Below are 16,138 nucleotides of genomic sequence, written 5' to 3'. Positions count from 1 at the left end.
TTTTCTCTACCAGATAATATAGCAGATACTGTCTTCCAATCGATAATCGAATTGACCAATGACAACCTTCATCACTTCCAATGTTTCTTCTAAAGTGGCATCTTTTCTAAAAACAAAATTATAACGATCTTGATTGGATTTCTTTGTTGAGATATGGAATGTGATTCCATAATGACGTTCCAACGTCCGCACAATTTCGGTGAGAGTAACCTTATCGAACACAAGTTCTCCCCGCATCCATGCCGTCACATCTTTCATGTTTGCAGTCAGCATTTGGCAGTCATCCGTACATTTGTTATACACAACCTGATAACCGGGAGTTAAAACATAACTAATCGTATCATTACAATCTACTCGTACTTTTCCTTCGATCAAAGAAGCAGTTATTACATCTTCTTCCGGATAAGCTTTCACATTAAACTCTGTTCCCAAAGCAGTTATCGCCATGTTTGATGATCGCACGATGAAAGGTTTCTTCGGATTTCTTGCTACCTTAAACTCAGCCTCTCCTATCAAATAAATCGTTCGGGTTTTGCCCTCGAGATTTTCAGGATAAAACACGTGTGAACCGGAGTTCAGATGTACGGTAGTCCCGTCCGGCAGGCTGATTGTCTCTCTGGTTCCATTATTCACATAATGTTCCACCATTGCAATGTTGTCTCTGTCAAAATGATTGTAGCTTATCCACAAAGTAGCTGTCACAGATAGAACGACAATAACAGCAGCTGCCGCAACAGATTTCCACAAATTCCAGCGATTTACATCTGTAACCATTGGAGTGTATTCAATTCCGATTTTATCCAATACCTGCCGAAACGAATACTCCATATCGTGCTCAGCCTTTCCTTTTGTCTTGAACCATAGATTACGAAGTGCTGTCTCTTTCTCTTCGGCAGAATCAGAACTAATCATCCAACGATGAAACCTGTCGATCGTTCGCTTTGAATAATCAAAGTCAATAAAAGAACGTAGCTGTTTTTCTAATTTATTTTTCATCTAAACCAACTCAAGTGTTACATATAAGAGACAACTTGCCGGGCATACATACTTAGTCTAGATAGAAAAAAAATAAAAATAAAACGATTTTTTTTAGATCTTGAAGGGCTTTATAGATATGTTGTTCAACTGTACGAACCGAAATATTCAATTTCGCTGCAATTTCCGGTGAGGTCATTCCCTCTTCCCTGCTCATTAAAAAAATACGCCTGCGCTGTTCCGGCATACGTTCAAGAGCCATCTGAACAAAAAGTTCAAGTTCATGAGCGCAAAATTCATCATCCGGCGTAGGCAATCCCCGTTCCGCCATTTGCATTTTTTCTGCTGCAACATCCAAGTAGTCATATTCAACAGCCTTGTGTTTCAAGAAATTATAGATATGGTTTCGTACAACTGTATATAAATAACTGTCCAATTTTTCACGTTCTAACCATAAATCCGGTTTCTCCCATAACTTAACGAAAATATCCTGAGCAATATCTTCTGCATCTTCTTCTGATTTTAATAATTGCCATGCGAAAGTTTTTACTTTGGGAAAATTCAGATCAAAAAACTTTTTAAAACGAAGAACTTTATCTTCCATTCGTGTGATAATCATCATGTGTATCCATTTAGATTAACAAGTAAAATATAAAACCCTCCAACAAAATTAATTATTAAATAATTTATCGACAACCTTTTCATAAGAAAACATTCAAAAAAAGAAAGCTTTCAATACTTTTTTAAAACTAAACGGCTAATAATCAGTGTATAAGTACTGATTTATTGATTTTATTTGAAATAATTGCGTAAAACGACTTTTTTGTGTAAAAGTAATTAAGCAATAATATAATGTTTGAATTGCAACGCAAAAGTAGTGTGTTTCAGATATTGAGTATTTCTTTGACTGATAAAACTAAATTTCAAAATGACAAGGAACGGTTCAGACCAAATGGACCAAATTTATTTAATTCTAATTCGTCCTAGTTTTAATGGGATACTAGTGTATTTTTATGATTAATAATTATGGTTAGTTTTTAGGGTTAAAACTGGTTCTATTCTCAAACAAAACACTGATTTTCAATACCCATTGTAAAACTTCTGACTAATTTTGTCTAAATGAGATAAAACTAATACCTTTGTACCATATTTACTAATACAAAGAGTATGACTTATCATCATTTATCTGTCCTGGTCCATCGTCAGGCCGAAAAATATGGCGACAAGGTAGCCTTAAAATACCGCGACTATGAGACAGCTCAATGGATTCCTATTTCGTGGAATCAGTTCTCGGGAACTGTACGACAAGCAGCTAATGCTTTCGTGGCGTTGGGAGTGGAAGAACAAGAGAATATCGGTATATTTTCACAGAATAAGCCCGAATGGTTCTATGTTGACTTTGGTGCATTTGCCAATCGCGCTGTTACCATTCCGTTTTATGCGACCAGTTCGCCTGCGCAAGCGCAATACATCATCAATGATGCGCAGATTCGTTACCTTTTTGTGGGGGAACAGTTTCAATATGATGCTGCTTTCAGCATTTTCGGTTTCTGTTCTTCCCTGCAACAACTGATTATCTTTGACCGTTCGGTGGTGAAAGACCCTCGTGATGTATCTTCTATCTACTTTGATGAATTTATGGCAATGGGGGAGGGACTCCCGCATAATGATACGGTGGAAGCACGTACGGAACGCGCTTCTTACGATGATTTGGCGAATATCCTTTATACGTCCGGAACAACGGGCGAACCGAAAGGAGTCATGCTGCATCATTCCTGCTATCTGGAACAGTTCCATACACATGACGACCGCCTGACGACAATGTCGGATAAGGATGTATCCATGAACTTCCTCCCACTGACGCACGTATTCGAGAAAGCGTGGTGTTACCTTTGTATTCATAAAGGCGTGCAGATTTGTATCAATCTTCGTCCGGCAGATATTCAGACGACTATCAAGGAGATCCGGCCGACGTTGATGTGCAGTGTTCCCCGTTTCTGGGAAAAGGTATATGCAGGCGTACAGGAGAAGATCAATGAGACAACCGGTTTAAAGAAGGCGTTGATGCTGGATGCTATCAAAGTGGGTAGAATCCATAATCTGGATTATCTGCGCCGGGGGAAAACACCTCCGGTGATGAATCAGCTGAAATATAAGTTCTACGAAAAAACGATCTATTCTTTACTGAAGAAGACGATCGGCATTGAGAATGGAAACTTTTTCCCGACTGCCGGTGCTGCCGTTCCCGATGAGATCAATGAATTTGTTCATTCGGTAGGCATCAATATGGTGGTTGGATACGGCTTGACGGAATCTACGGCTACTGTATCCTGTACGTTGCCGGTGGGCTATGACATCGGTTCGGTGGGTGTCGTACTGCCGGGAGTTGAAGTGAAGATAGGCGAAGACAATGAAATACTGCTTCGTGGCAAGACGATCACGAAAGGATATTATAAGAAAGCGGAAGCCACTGCTGCCGCTATTGACCCCGACGGATGGTTCCACACGGGGGATGCAGGTTACTTTAAGAATGGACAGCTTTTCCTGACGGAACGTATCAAAGACCTGTTCAAAACATCGAACGGCAAATATATCGCTCCGCAAGCGTTGGAAACAAAACTGGTGATTGACCGTTATATCGATCAGATTGCTATTATTGCCGATCAGCGTAAGTTTGTTTCTGCCCTTATTGTTCCTGTGTATGGATACGTGAAGGAATATGCTAAGGAGAAAGGCATTGAGTATAAAGATATGGCCGAACTGCTGCAACATCCGAAGATTGTCGGTCTTTTCCGTGCCCGGATAGAAACGTTGCAACAGCAGTTTGCTCATTACGAGCAAATCAAGCGCTTCACTCTGCTTCCCGAACCATTCAGCATGGAACGTGGCGAACTGACCAACACGCTGAAATTGAAACGGGCGGTTGTAGCGCAGAATTATAGCGAGTTGATTGAAAAGATGTATGAGGAGTAAGCAGGCTTTTTCGTATCTTTGTCACCGGATTTGAAAAAATATAACTAATAAAATTGTAAATCAGATGATTACTATTGAACAACTTAAAGACGTGAAAGAGCGCACAGATGCGCTGAGGAGGTATCTTTGACATCGACGGGAAGAAAATTCAAGTCGAAGAAGAACAATTAAGGACACAAGCTCCGGGATTCTGGGACGACCAGAAACGGGCGGAAGCTCAAATGAAGTTGGTAAAGGATCTGCAGAAGTGGATTAGCGGTTATAATGAGGTGAAGACACTGGCAGACGAGCTGGAACTGGCATTTGATTTCTATAAAGAAGAACTGGTGACAGAGGAAGATGTAGATGCCGCTTATGCGAAAGCCAGTGAGGCGGTGGAAGCACTTGAACTCAAGAATATGCTTCGTGACGAAGCCGACCAGATGGATTGTGTGTTGAAAATCAATTCCGGTGCCGGTGGTACGGAAAGTCAGGACTGGGCATCCATGTTGATGCGTATGTATCTGCGCTATGCCGAGACAAATGGTTATAAGGCTACGATTGCCAACCTTCAGGAAGGTGATGAGGCGGGAATCAAAACTTGTACGATCAATATCGAAGGAGATTTTGCTTACGGTTATCTGAAAGGTGAGAACGGCGTGCATCGGTTGGTTCGTGTCTCTCCGTACAATGCACAAGGTAAGCGTATGACTTCTTTTGCTTCCGTATTTGTGACTCCGCTGGTAGACGACAGTATCGAGGTGAATATAGAAACAGCACGTATTTCCTGGGATACATTCCGAAGCGGTGGTGCCGGTGGTCAGAATGTGAACAAGGTAGAATCCGGTGTCCGTTTGCGTTATCAGTATAAAGACCCTTATACGGGCGAAGAAGAGGAAATCCTGATTGAGAATACCGAAACCCGCGACCAGCCGAAGAACCGTGAAAATGCAATGCGTCAGTTACGCTCTATCTTGTATGATAAGGAATTGCAGCATCGTATGGCGGAACAGGCAAAGGTGGAAGCCGGTAAGATGAAGATTGAATGGGGGTCGCAAATCCGAAGCTATGTATTTGATGACCGCCGTGTAAAGGATCATCGTACCAACTATCAGACTTCGGATGTGAACGGAGTAATGGACGGTAAGATCGATGGCTTTATCAAGGCTTACCTGATGGAGTTTTCTTCGCAGGAATCATAAAAAACAAAATTAGCAAGTGTTATTTTTGGAAAGTTAAAAGATTTGTTCTTACTTTGTTAGTGTTGAACTTTAAAACTAACTATTATGGGTAAGGCTAAGAAAAAAACAGCGATTAGTAAGAAGGAAGAACAACAAGCCCAAAAGGTAGTCAAAATAGTGTTCGTCTCATTAATTATTTTGGCATTGGTAATGTTGGTTGCATTCTCCTTTTTCGGTTGATTGATTCACTACAGATTACATAGATTGCACAAGGGGCACGAAAAGAAGGTCTGCCCGGACGGTGAAAATCATGTGATCTGTGGTGAATTCTTGTTTTGTAACGCTTTTGTAACCCCTGTAATATCAATGTAACTTTTCTGTAATTCTTCCGTAGCCGGTTTGTCATTCCGGTGTATCTTCACAGTTGTACTTTTGCCGCGAATATAGTAGCAAACAACTGAAATGAGTAGAATTACAACAACCGTCGTTACACTTTTGCTAACGACAGCAGCCTTTGGACAGGCCAAGGATGATGCCGGAGATGGCAAGAAACTGGATAAGCAGACAATGGAGATAAAGGATTATCTGCCGGAAATCCACGGAACGATCCGGGGCAAATATGAATATCAGACAGAAACAGGCGAAAGCCGTTTTGAGGTACGCAATGCCCGTTTCAGTGTTTCGGGAAATGTACATCCGCTGGTTGCTTATAAGGCAGAAATCGACCTTTCCGATGAAGGCTCTATCAAAATGCTTGATGCGTACGCACGTGTCTTTCCGGTGAAAGACCTGAATTTTACAATTGGGCAGATGCGTGTTCCTTTCACGATAGATGCACACCGTTCACCGCACCAACAGTATTTCGCTAACCGTTCATTTATTGCCAAGCAGGTGGGTAATGTGCGTGATGTCGGACTTACTTCTGCCTATACACATAAAGGAGATTTCCCGTTTATTCTGGAAGGTGGACTGTTCAACGGTTCCGGTTTGACAAACCAGAAAGAATGGCACAAAACACTGAATTATTCTATAAAGGCGCAGTTACTGCCCGGCAAGAACTGGAATGTGACACTTAGCACTCAAATGATAAAACCGGAAGATGTACGAATCAATATGTATGATGCCGGTATCTATTATCAGAACAATCGTTTCCATATTGAGGCGGAATACCTGTATAAAATGTATGGGCATAATGCGTTTAAAGATGTTCATGCAGTTAACAGCTTTGTCAATTATGACTTGCCGCTGAAGAAGGTTTTTAATAAAATATCTTTCCTGGCCCGTTATGATATGATGACGGACCATAGCAATGGTACGATTGACGAGACAACAAAAACGTTGATTATAAATGACTATGCCCGTCACCGTGTGACAGGCGGGATTACGCTTAGTCTCTCCAAGGCTTTTATTGCCGATCTCCGTCTGAACTTCGAGAAGTACTTCTACAAGAAATCGGGTATCCCTAAAGAGTCGGAACGGGATAAAATCGTCATTGAGTTTATGACGAGATTTTAAGGAATTTCATTACTTTTGTGCCATGGCACAAGAAATAGAACGAAAGTTTTTAGTCTCCGGTGAGTTTAAATCTCTGGCAACCTCGCATAGCCGGATTGTACAAGGGTATATCAGCAGTGCTCGTGGGAGGACTGTACGGGTCCGTATTCGTGACGATAAGGGGTATCTTACCATTAAAGGAGCTTCCAATGCTTCCGGAACCAGCCGTTATGAATGGGAGAAGGAGCTTCCTTTGGCGGAAGCGGAAGAACTGATGAAACTTTGTGAACCCGGTATCATTGATAAGACCCGTTACTTGGTACGAAGCGGTAAGCATGTATTCGAAGTTGACGAGTTTTATGGTGAGAATGAAGGACTTGTCGTGGCGGAAGTCGAACTGGAATCGGAAGAGGAATCTTTTGTGAAACCGGACTTCATCGGTAAGGAAGTGACCGGAGATGTGCGTTACTACAACTCCCAACTAATGAAAAAACCGTATAAAACGTGGTGAACGTTAACAAATAAACCGTATATTTGTTCCTATTCTAAAAGAGCAATGTATGGATATGGAACAGTTGTACAACTATCTGCCGCGGGAATTGGTCACTTTCGTTCTGGTGACCTTGTTTTCTTTACTAATCGGGCTTTCGCAGCGCCGAATCAGTTTGAAGCGTGAGGGTGAAACTACCCTTTTCGGGACCGACCGTACATTTACTTTTATCGGAATCTTGGGGTATCTGCTCTATATACTCGACCCTACCGATATGCGTCTGTTTATGGGAGGCGGTGCAGTGTTGGGATTGTTGTTGGGACTGAACTATTACGTCAAGCAGTCTCAGTTTCATGTTTTTGGTGTTACTACCATTATTATTGCGTTGATTACCTATTGCATGGCTCCTATCGTAGCCACTCAACCTTCCTGGTTTTACGTCATGGTGATTGTGACGGTGCTTCTTTTGACCGAACTGAAACATACGTTTACCGAATTTGCTCAGCGTATGAAGAATGATGAAATGATTACGCTGGCGAAATTCCTTGCTATCAGTGGTATCATATTGCCTATGTTGCCGAACAAGAACCTGATTCCTGATATCAATCTTACTCCTTATTCCATTTGGCTGGCAACGGTTGTGGTATCCGGCATCTCGTATCTGTCTTATCTGCTGAAAAGATATGTATTCCATGAGTCAGGCACTTTGGTATCCGGCATTATCGGAGGGCTGTATAGCAGTACGGCTACGATCTCGGTACTTGCCCGTAAAAGTCGGAAAGCGTCGGAGCAGGAAGCTACCGACTATGTTGCCGCCATGCTGTTTGCTGTCAGTATGATGTTCCTGCGTTTTATGATACTGATACTGATTTTTAGCCGGGAGATTTTCCAGTCTATTTATCCGTACTTGCTGATTATGTCGGTGATAGCTGCGGCTGTAGGGTGGTTTATTCATTCCCGGCAGAAACGTCCTAAAGATTCGGATGCCGAACCGGAAGATGATGATAGCAGTAACCCGCTGGAATTTAAGGTTGCCCTAATCTTTGCCGTATTATTTGTAATCTTTACTGTGCTGACTCATTATACGTTAGTCTACGCAGGTACAGGTGGATTGAATCTGCTTTCTTTTGTATCCGGCTTTAGTGATATTACTCCTTTTATCTTGAACTTGTTGCAAAATACCGGTAGCGTTGCCGCACTGATTATTACTGCTTGCAGTATGCAGGCTATCATCAGTAATATAATGGTGAATATGTTCTATGCTTTGTTCTTCGCCGGGAAGGGAAGTAAGCTCCGTCCCTGGATTTTAGGGGGATTCGGGGTAGTGATTGCCTGTAATTTTGTGTTGTTGCTGTTCTTCTATCTTTAAGAAAGATACTTACGGTAGTACGGAATAATAAAATGAAAAAAGGAGAAAACAATGATCGTTTTCTCCTTTTGGGTTTAATGTGTATCTTATACTTAGAAATTAATGTCATTAAAACTGTTCACCAGTAACTGGTAAGTGATGAAACCGCCTGAACTGGAAGAGTATTTTGTATAAATGGCTGTTATATCTCCCGTTGCACCGGCTTCGGGCAATGGTTGTAGGGCGAAGTTTGAATATCCGCTTACACGTACAATGTAGTTACCCTTATCTTCGGTGGTTGTACCGCCATAAGAGAACCATGCCGAACCATAATAACGTTGGTTATTATAGCTATATGCATACGTGGGTGTTAATCCTTCGGATATATAAGACTTGCTAGTGTATGTAGCCTCGGTTTTACCATTCTCATAAATAGCCTCCAGATAGGAAGGATAGAAGTTGTTACCGGATGTACCTTCTTTATAGGTTAATCCTTCGAAACGAACCAGGCGTCCCAGCGCATCGTCGTTGAGTGCTGTTTCATAGTTGCTTGGAGTAATAACTAAAACATCATTCTCCGTCAGTTCTCCCATAGCACCCGGGCAGATATGTTCGTTTATCAACAGTTGGTTTTCCAGATTGCGGTTTGCATAGTTTTTCTCAATATCCGCTTCCGTAGGCGGCATACCGAGACTAATCATATACCGGTAGTTGCCGAGAGCCATTCCTTTGGTCTTCACATAAATAGTCTGTCCCATGTGATAATACACATAGTTGCTGACCATTAGCTTTAGTTCGATGCCGGATTGGGAAGTCTCGTCATAGATATAAAGAGATTTATAAACGTTCCCGGCCTGGTCGCTTGATATTACTTTACCACGGATTACATAATCCTCTGTGATTTCTACATATTTGCCAAGTCCGGCAGTTGATCCCGGAGCGTATTTGGCATAATATATATCTTTCAACTGTTTGATTGTAATGATTTGGTCTTTGTTGAAATCTGCCTCTGTCCAGACTTTAGCCGGTGCAGGATCATCAAAGTCATTGTAGCAACCGGTAAAACTGAGTACAGCGGCTACAACCATACATATTTTTAATAATTTGCTCATAGTTCTCATTTTTATTCGTTACAGATTAGAAGCGGAAATAAAGATTCAGATAGTAAGTCGAACCAAACATATAGAAATATTTGGAGTCAAATGGCTGATAAGTTTGGTAACTTGTATCTTTGTTCTTCAACAAACGAACCTGTTCGTAACCACCGGTCTTGATGTCCTGGTCGTTGAGAAGATTCTTCATTTCCAGGCTGAATCCAAGAGTGTACTGGCGCTTGATAAACCAGTTCTTACCAATGCTGGCATTTACTACATAGGCAGAGTTGAATTTCTCTTGGCTACGGAGTTCTGCAACATCTTCTTTTGTCATACCCGGAGTCAATACCGCATCTGTACGATACAGCGGACTCATGGATATGTACATATTGCTGTAATAATTCAAATCCAGTGAAGCATAGATATTCTTGGGACCACGATAAGACAAACCGATATTCATTGCTTTCTGCGGAGTACTTTCTACGCGGAAGTTTTTCCAGTATACCTTACCTTCGTTTTTGATCTCACCACTATTATCCTGTATCTGAACGTAGTTGGGATTCGAATCGTATGTATATTGTCCCCAGCTAAGTGCACCGTTCAGATAGAATCCGGCGTCGAGCGGAATAGAAGCAGCAACCTCCACACCAAAATGACGTTTGTCAATGCCGCTCATCGCAAAGTTGGAGAAAGTGGCTTCTACGTCGTCATAGTAAGAAAGAACCTTGTTCTGATTCATAAACTTGGTATAATAGCCGGATACACGTGCCCTAAGTTCTCCTAAACGGAAATTATAGGAACCGTCTACACCGAATACTTTTTCTGCGGAAAGTCCCGGAGTAACGGCGTTACGTGTACGCGGTGATACAAATGCGGACTGAAATTCCGGCGAATCTTGCATATACATGATATTAGCCTCGATAGAGTGCGCTGCCGAGAATTTATAGCTGAAGTTGGCTTTTAATTTATAAGTCAGATAATTAAGTTTCTTAGAGTCGCCTTGAGAGTCATCCAGGAACAAACCTTTCTTCCATAACCCGTGACGCCATAAAGAAGCATGACCGATCTCGCCGCCCAGGTTGACACCCAGTTTGCCGAAACTCATTTCATACTGAGCCCATGCGCGTGCGTTGAGTACATTTCCGTAGTAATCATATCCGTATTTATCTCCTTTTTTGGCAGCACGTGCATGACCGTATTTTTCATAATATTCCATGTCGTTCTGATAAGGAATCGGATTTAATCCGCCCATGTCACGTTCGGCAAATTTGTCGATGTCTACCCAGTAATCGCCACCGAGCAGGTCCTTCACTTCGCTATAATACTCCGTACGGTTACGGCGTAAATTTACTCCTCCGTTTATTCTGGAATTATTGCGGAACGTATGAGAGAACTGTGTATAGAAGTTCCAGTCCAACTGGTCGGTATGGCGTTCTTCTATCATATTGATAGAACGGTGTCCCGGACCATACGTTGCATTTTCTTCCTGATTACGGTTGATGTCATACAGTTGTCCCCAATTAATGTGCCGGATATTATCCGTATTGGCACGCCATGCTTCATCTAACCAGGCACCGTAAGTAGTCCCGTTAGAGTAGCTGGGCAAATATCTGTAATAGTCGGGGCGTGGGTCGGGACCGGCATACCAGGTAAGTGCCGAATAACCGTTCTCTCCGAAGCGTACGGAAGTAGCCACGTTCAGTTGTGAACGGTCGTTGATGTCATAAGTGTAATTCAATACAGCGATAGGCTCGTGATAATTACGTACACGTGCATTACGGCGTTTACCGCTTTGCCAACCCCAGTTCGGGTTGTAATAGTTGTTTCCGACTAGATCATACACTTCCTGAGTGGCAGCTTGTTGAGTACCTCTTTCTGTCGGAGCACCTAATACGCTCAAAGCCAAACGGTGTTGGTCGTTGAATTGTTTTTCTACGGCAGCGAAATATCCGAATGCATTGTAATATACACCACGAGCGTAAGAGTTACCTCCCTGTCGGGTTGAAACGGAGAAGGCGTATGACCAACCATTATCTTGCAGTCCTGAGGCATACGTCACCATACCACGGAAACGGTATGTTGAGTTGCCATTTACAAGACTGGCACGGAATCCTTTACGCATTTGTGAAGGACGCGTATTGATGTTGGTTGTACCGCCGAGGCTACCAATACCCATTTCTCCCATATTCAATCCTGAAGTAACTTCCTGATTACGGGTAGCGTCGTTTAACCCGCTCCATAATGACCAAGGAGAATATCCGGTCAGTGCATCATTGAACAGGATACCGTTCAAGTATACATCAGTATAGCGTGAGTCGTATCCGCGAAGGTTGAAACGCATCTCGCTGAATTTGTAGGAAGCGATGTTGTTGAATACATCTTTGGATGCCGACAGTGATGAAGGCAATGATTGGGCATCGTCCAAAGTCTCCGTATCAAATTCTGCAAAAATAGCATCGTCCACAGTAGGAGATTGATTGTCGGGTACTAACACTACATTGTTAATGTCCCTTATCAGTTTGTCTACCCGGACCGCAATGGACAATGGCTCATATTCTGCCGCTTCAAAAGCCAGTGAATATTCACCTTTATTCAAATTCTCAAATATGAAGTTACCTTTTTCGTCAGTTGTCGTTGTGACGTTGCCCGGTGTTAAAGTGACTTTCACACCGTCAATAGCCGTACGCGTGGCACGTGATACGACTTTACCCTTGATTCCGCCGTTCTGTGCAGCGACAGTCAGCGAAATCAAAGATAATACCATGATTAGAAAACTCTTTATTTTCATAAGTATTTCAGTTTTATTTGCTTATATAGATATATACAGGGAAATGGTCGCTGAATCCACCTTGGAAATTATTTCCGACATAGGTACGTAGTGGATACCCCTTGTATTGTCCCTCTTTTTGTATCATATAATGTTGTTTGAAGATATTGCCGTAGAATTTTGATCCGGGAGCTTTTTGTATTTTCAGTTTTCCGGTAGATCCTTTGGCAAGATTTTCAGATATAACAATATTATCAAATATGTTCCACGCATCACCGTAAGCTAATGTACCGTAACCGGCTTTCAGCATATCGGCATACGGGGCGTATAAATCACCGGCAGACAAATCTTTCATTTTTAATTTAGCTCCTAACCCTTCGGTTATACTTTTGTCTGTCGGATCATCATTGAAGTCACCCATCATCACTATTTTAGTTGCCGGGTTGGCCTGCAGTACAGAGTCTGCGATGCTGCGCATCTGGCGTCCGACCGCAATACGTTTGAACTCTGAAACATCTTTTCCTCCCAGGCGAGAGGGCCAGTGAGCTACCATAAAGAAGAACGGTTCGTCTTCTATGGTCCCCCACATAGTCAGGATATCGCGAGTCTTGAAGTCCGGCAATGAAGGAATAACGGTCTTTACAGGATATTGTCCTTCCAATTTGAATACATCCGGACGGTAGAGGAAAGCTACGTCTACTCCACGGGCTTCGGGTGAATCGAAATGTGAGATCCGATAATTACCCGGTGCCAGCTTGGGGGTAGCTACAATGTCTTCCAGTACGTTCCGGTTTTCTACTTCCGATACTCCGATAACGATTGGATACTCTTTGTCGATAGCTGCCATACCGAACAATACTCGTTCGATATTGCCAAGCTTTTTATTATACTTGGCTGTATTCCATTTTTTGGGTCCTTCGGGGGTAAACTCGTCATCTTTAACTTCGGGATCATTGATCGTATCGAAGAAGTTTTCGAGATTATAGAATACCACTTTGTATGGTTTCTGACCAAAACAAACGGAAATCAGCAGTACAAAGAATATGGTGCAAAATAATTGTTTCTTCATAAGCTTGTATCTCATTTTATTCCCCATTGAGCGAGATCCATCTGTTGCTTCACAGAACTATCTACTTTGGGGAAGAATGTAAAACCTGTTTTTTCTTCAATATCAGCTACTGTTGTGCAAATACTTTTCGGTATAGAATTTCCATAGCCTTTTTGTTCTACCCAGAAACCAATAGATATTAATTCGTTGGGTGAGCAATCCTGCACCTTTTTATTCGTAGAACCGCTTTTTGTGCGTAGCAGTACTTTGAAATAGTTTGTAGGAACGGGTACGGAACTACCTACACCGTCTGTGGTTGTAGTTGCTCCGGGACCGAAATAAGCTCCGGTCACTACATACAATGTATCACTACAACTGTAACTGCGGACTTTTCCTTCAAGAGTCGCCCACATCTGTTGGTTCAGGGAACCAAGCTGTGGTGTCATATTCGACATATAGAATGTCTGCGCATTCATTTCATCTGTACACACGCGGTCGGCAGATGCTATCTGATGACCACGGTCATAACTACCTTTATAAGAATGCTCTACACAATTTGCCTGGAAACTTTGAGGAACAATAGGGTCGAAAGCCCAACGATTGGTACGTTCTACATTCTTTCTTAAGTAGGCGTCATGTATCGGATATGCTACCCATAAAGCGGCTTTCTTAGTTTTATCGAAACAAATCGAATAGTTACGAATTGTTTGATTGTTTAAGAGTCCATAGTGAGTAACATATTGATAGTTAGTGTTTTCTACTTTAGTAGGTAGCTCGGCCCATGAGTTAAACGCCGGCAGATTCTCTTGGGATTCTGCTAGCTGTACCAGATCAAAAGTCTTTTGAGTATTCTCTGCAAAACGCAACGTTAGTTGTGCTCTTCGTTGAGTTTTTCCAGAATTGGTCTTATAATATACGTATAGTACATTGAGTCCATCTGCTATCTGTCCACTTTTGGTCGTTATATTATAATCTTTACTACTGAAAGAACACCATTCTGTTCCTTCGGTCACTTCTGCGTGCCATTCCGTACCGGTTTTACCGGATAGAATGATTGCTGATGATCCGGAAACTGATTTCACGGTCGAAGATATTTTCCAATATGCTTCTCCGTCTTCGGTCGGGGATACCGGGTCGTCGTTATTGCTACACGCAAATGCACACAGTATCAGCACCGTAAAGAATACGGACTTTATTGCTGCTGCGTAGTATTTGGAAGGTGATGTCATTTGAATTTTGATTAACTCTTGGCAAGACTAAAATAATCTTGCCAAGAATATTGGTTTCGTATAATAAGTTATTCATATACAAGTGTCCACCCACCTAACTGAGCATTGGCATCACTTGCAATATAAATTCTATATTTAGTATCTATTATTGTTCCTGATAAATTGTATGTAAATACATGGTTTTCATCTTTAGCAATGGCCTCCCCACCTTTTACTATATTATTATTTGTATCTGTAATTCCTACTTTAGTAGCTTTAGCAGCTCCAGTATGACTTGTGAGTGTGACTTTAGTCAATTTTTTATTTGGAATAGAAGGAAGTTCAATATATGCTTCTTTTTTCCCAAAAAAGATATAAACTTTGCCACTATTTGCTATTTGATAATATCCTCCGGAAGTGGAAGGTGAGACTGTATATTCATATTCTCCAAATTTGAATAGAGCTGCTTCTGTTTTCTTTTCTTTGGAACCAACAGGAAAATTGTCTGGGTAATTATCGGCTGTTGTTAAATCCAAATTGATAATAGTCTCATTTCCGGAAGGTTTAGCTGCGATTGTAATGGGTACTTCTATTTCATTACCTCCCTCTATTGATATTTTCAAAGTTTGTGATTCTACACTATTCTTTGGATTAGCTGCTGCAGTAACTGTAATTTTAGTCCCTTCAATCTTTGCAGATAAAGGATTTGATAATCCGTTTATCTGCAATGTTTTATCTCCAGAATTTACAACTGTAACTTCTATATCTTCAGCACCTCCTTCATTAGGGAAGTCTATTGATTTAGGATTGGCTGAAACAATAGTTGGATCTGTGGATTTGAATGCTGCGACATCATCTAAACTTTGTGGTGCAAGTTGGGGATTACCATTATATAAAGTAACTACTCCTGTTACAGTTCCACCATTATCTACTGGCTTGAATGGTTGGTTTACGAATCCAGTGGCACCTGTTTTTGTAAATACAGTAAAGTCGGTTCCTGCAGCAGTAAATATGACGGTTCCTGGGGCCACACCCCATACTCCTGATACTTTAGGATTTGCATTCTCTATTTTGACAGTCATACTTTGATAATCTAGCAACTGAGTTGCTTCGATTGTAATTGGGTTAATAGTAGCTTTATTGCCAGTTTTTTCTATAGTTGCCCAAACGTCATTCTGCCCTCCAGTCACTTCATAAAGTTTATTATAAAGTTGAGCTTTTGCGAGTCCTTTTTTAAGAGTAACTTTAACTATGTCTCCTTTTGTGACTCCAAGTTCCTTTGGATCAGCAAGGTTTCCGTATAGCATAACGCCATTTCCGCTTGTTGTAGCATTTTTTGTTGCAAGAACGAGGTTCTTATTTACATAATTCCCGTTTTCAATATCATTTTGTACAACCGCTTCAAAGTAGCGATCGGCATTGGCATCAATAACAGTTCCTTCAGTAGACATCATCTCAATAATGGCTGGGATTGTAATTTCTGTTGCAGGTTCTTCCGGTTCGCTACCGCCACCTAAATCAATTTCTTGTCCGCCATTGCCGGTGGAGAGTTTTACATCATCTATTGCAAAACCTGACTCA

12 protein-coding genes are annotated in these 16,138 nt (G+C 41.7%); 5 read left to right on the top strand and 7 right to left on the bottom strand.

From position 1 onward, the window contains the following. Positions 1-6: 6 nt before the first annotated feature. Entirely contained in the window at positions 7-996 is a 990-nt protein-coding gene (locus tag BHV72_RS04390; RefSeq protein WP_005682268.1) for a FecR family protein, read from the bottom strand. A gap of 52 nt (positions 997-1,048) precedes the next feature. Further along, on the bottom strand, positions 1,049-1,594 hold the full coding sequence (locus BHV72_RS04385) for an RNA polymerase sigma-70 factor (protein WP_005682267.1): 546 nt from the start codon (positions 1,592-1,594) through the stop codon (positions 1,049-1,051). 548 nt (positions 1,595-2,142) lie between these two features. Here BHV72_RS04385 and BHV72_RS04380 point away from each other — a divergent pair. The 5 genes from BHV72_RS04380 to BHV72_RS04360 all read left to right on the top strand — a co-directional run bounded on the left by BHV72_RS04380 (position 2,143) and on the right by BHV72_RS04360 (position 8,461). Next, a complete protein-coding gene (locus tag BHV72_RS04380) occupies positions 2,143-3,948 on the top strand; it encodes an AMP-dependent synthetase/ligase (RefSeq protein ID WP_005682264.1) in 1,806 nt (601 codons plus the stop codon). 64 nt (positions 3,949-4,012) lie between these two features. Beyond that, positions 4,013-5,129 (top strand): peptide chain release factor 2 gene (gene prfB, locus BHV72_RS04375; RefSeq protein ID WP_122118086.1). Its coding sequence is split into 2 segments (ribosomal slippage): positions 4,013-4,075 and positions 4,077-5,129, totalling 1,116 coding nucleotides; the frame shifts between segments, so codons are not numbered across the junction. A 441-nt stretch (positions 5,130-5,570) separates the two neighbouring features. After that, entirely contained in the window at positions 5,571-6,623 is a 1,053-nt protein-coding gene (locus BHV72_RS04370; RefSeq protein WP_055170101.1) for a porin, read from the top strand. 22 nt (positions 6,624-6,645) lie between these two features. After that, the gene (locus tag BHV72_RS04365; protein ID WP_005682261.1) at positions 6,646-7,113 is read left to right on the top strand and encodes a CYTH domain-containing protein; all 468 of its coding nucleotides are present in this window, start codon (positions 6,646-6,648) and stop codon (positions 7,111-7,113) included. A gap of 55 nt (positions 7,114-7,168) precedes the next feature. After that, a complete protein-coding gene (locus BHV72_RS04360) occupies positions 7,169-8,461 on the top strand; it encodes an MgtC/SapB family protein (protein ID WP_032838452.1) in 1,293 nt (430 codons plus the stop codon). Between the two features lie 92 nt (positions 8,462-8,553). Here BHV72_RS04360 and BHV72_RS04355 read toward each other — a convergent pair whose 3' ends face one another. The 5 genes from BHV72_RS04355 to BHV72_RS04335 all read right to left on the bottom strand — a co-directional run. Continuing rightward, entirely contained in the window at positions 8,554-9,552 is a 999-nt protein-coding gene (locus BHV72_RS04355; RefSeq protein WP_032838384.1) for a DUF5689 domain-containing protein, read from the bottom strand. Between the two features lie 25 nt (positions 9,553-9,577). Further along, positions 9,578-12,322 carry a carboxypeptidase-like regulatory domain-containing protein gene (locus tag BHV72_RS04350; protein ID WP_005679322.1) on the bottom strand — a complete coding sequence of 915 codons (2,745 nt, stop codon included), beginning with the start codon at positions 12,320-12,322 and terminating at the stop codon, positions 9,578-9,580. A 13-nt stretch (positions 12,323-12,335) separates the two neighbouring features. Next, positions 12,336-13,370: an endonuclease/exonuclease/phosphatase family protein gene (locus BHV72_RS04345; RefSeq protein WP_005682257.1), complete on the bottom strand. Its 1,035-nt coding sequence runs from the start codon at positions 13,368-13,370 to the stop codon at positions 12,336-12,338. Positions 13,371-13,381: 11 nt separating this feature from the next. Beyond that, entirely contained in the window at positions 13,382-14,578 is a 1,197-nt protein-coding gene (locus BHV72_RS04340; RefSeq protein WP_122265022.1) for a DNA/RNA non-specific endonuclease, read from the bottom strand. A 68-nt stretch (positions 14,579-14,646) separates the two neighbouring features. Further along, on the bottom strand, positions 14,647-16,138 hold a 1,492-nt coding region (locus tag BHV72_RS04335), incomplete at its 5' end, for a DUF5689 domain-containing protein (protein WP_286854900.1).

Source organism: Bacteroides sp. 43_46 (assembly GCF_001915455.1).
Classification (GTDB): domain Bacteria; phylum Bacteroidota; class Bacteroidia; order Bacteroidales; family Bacteroidaceae; genus Bacteroides; species Bacteroides caccae.
This window is presented reverse-complemented; position numbering and strand designations above follow the sequence as displayed.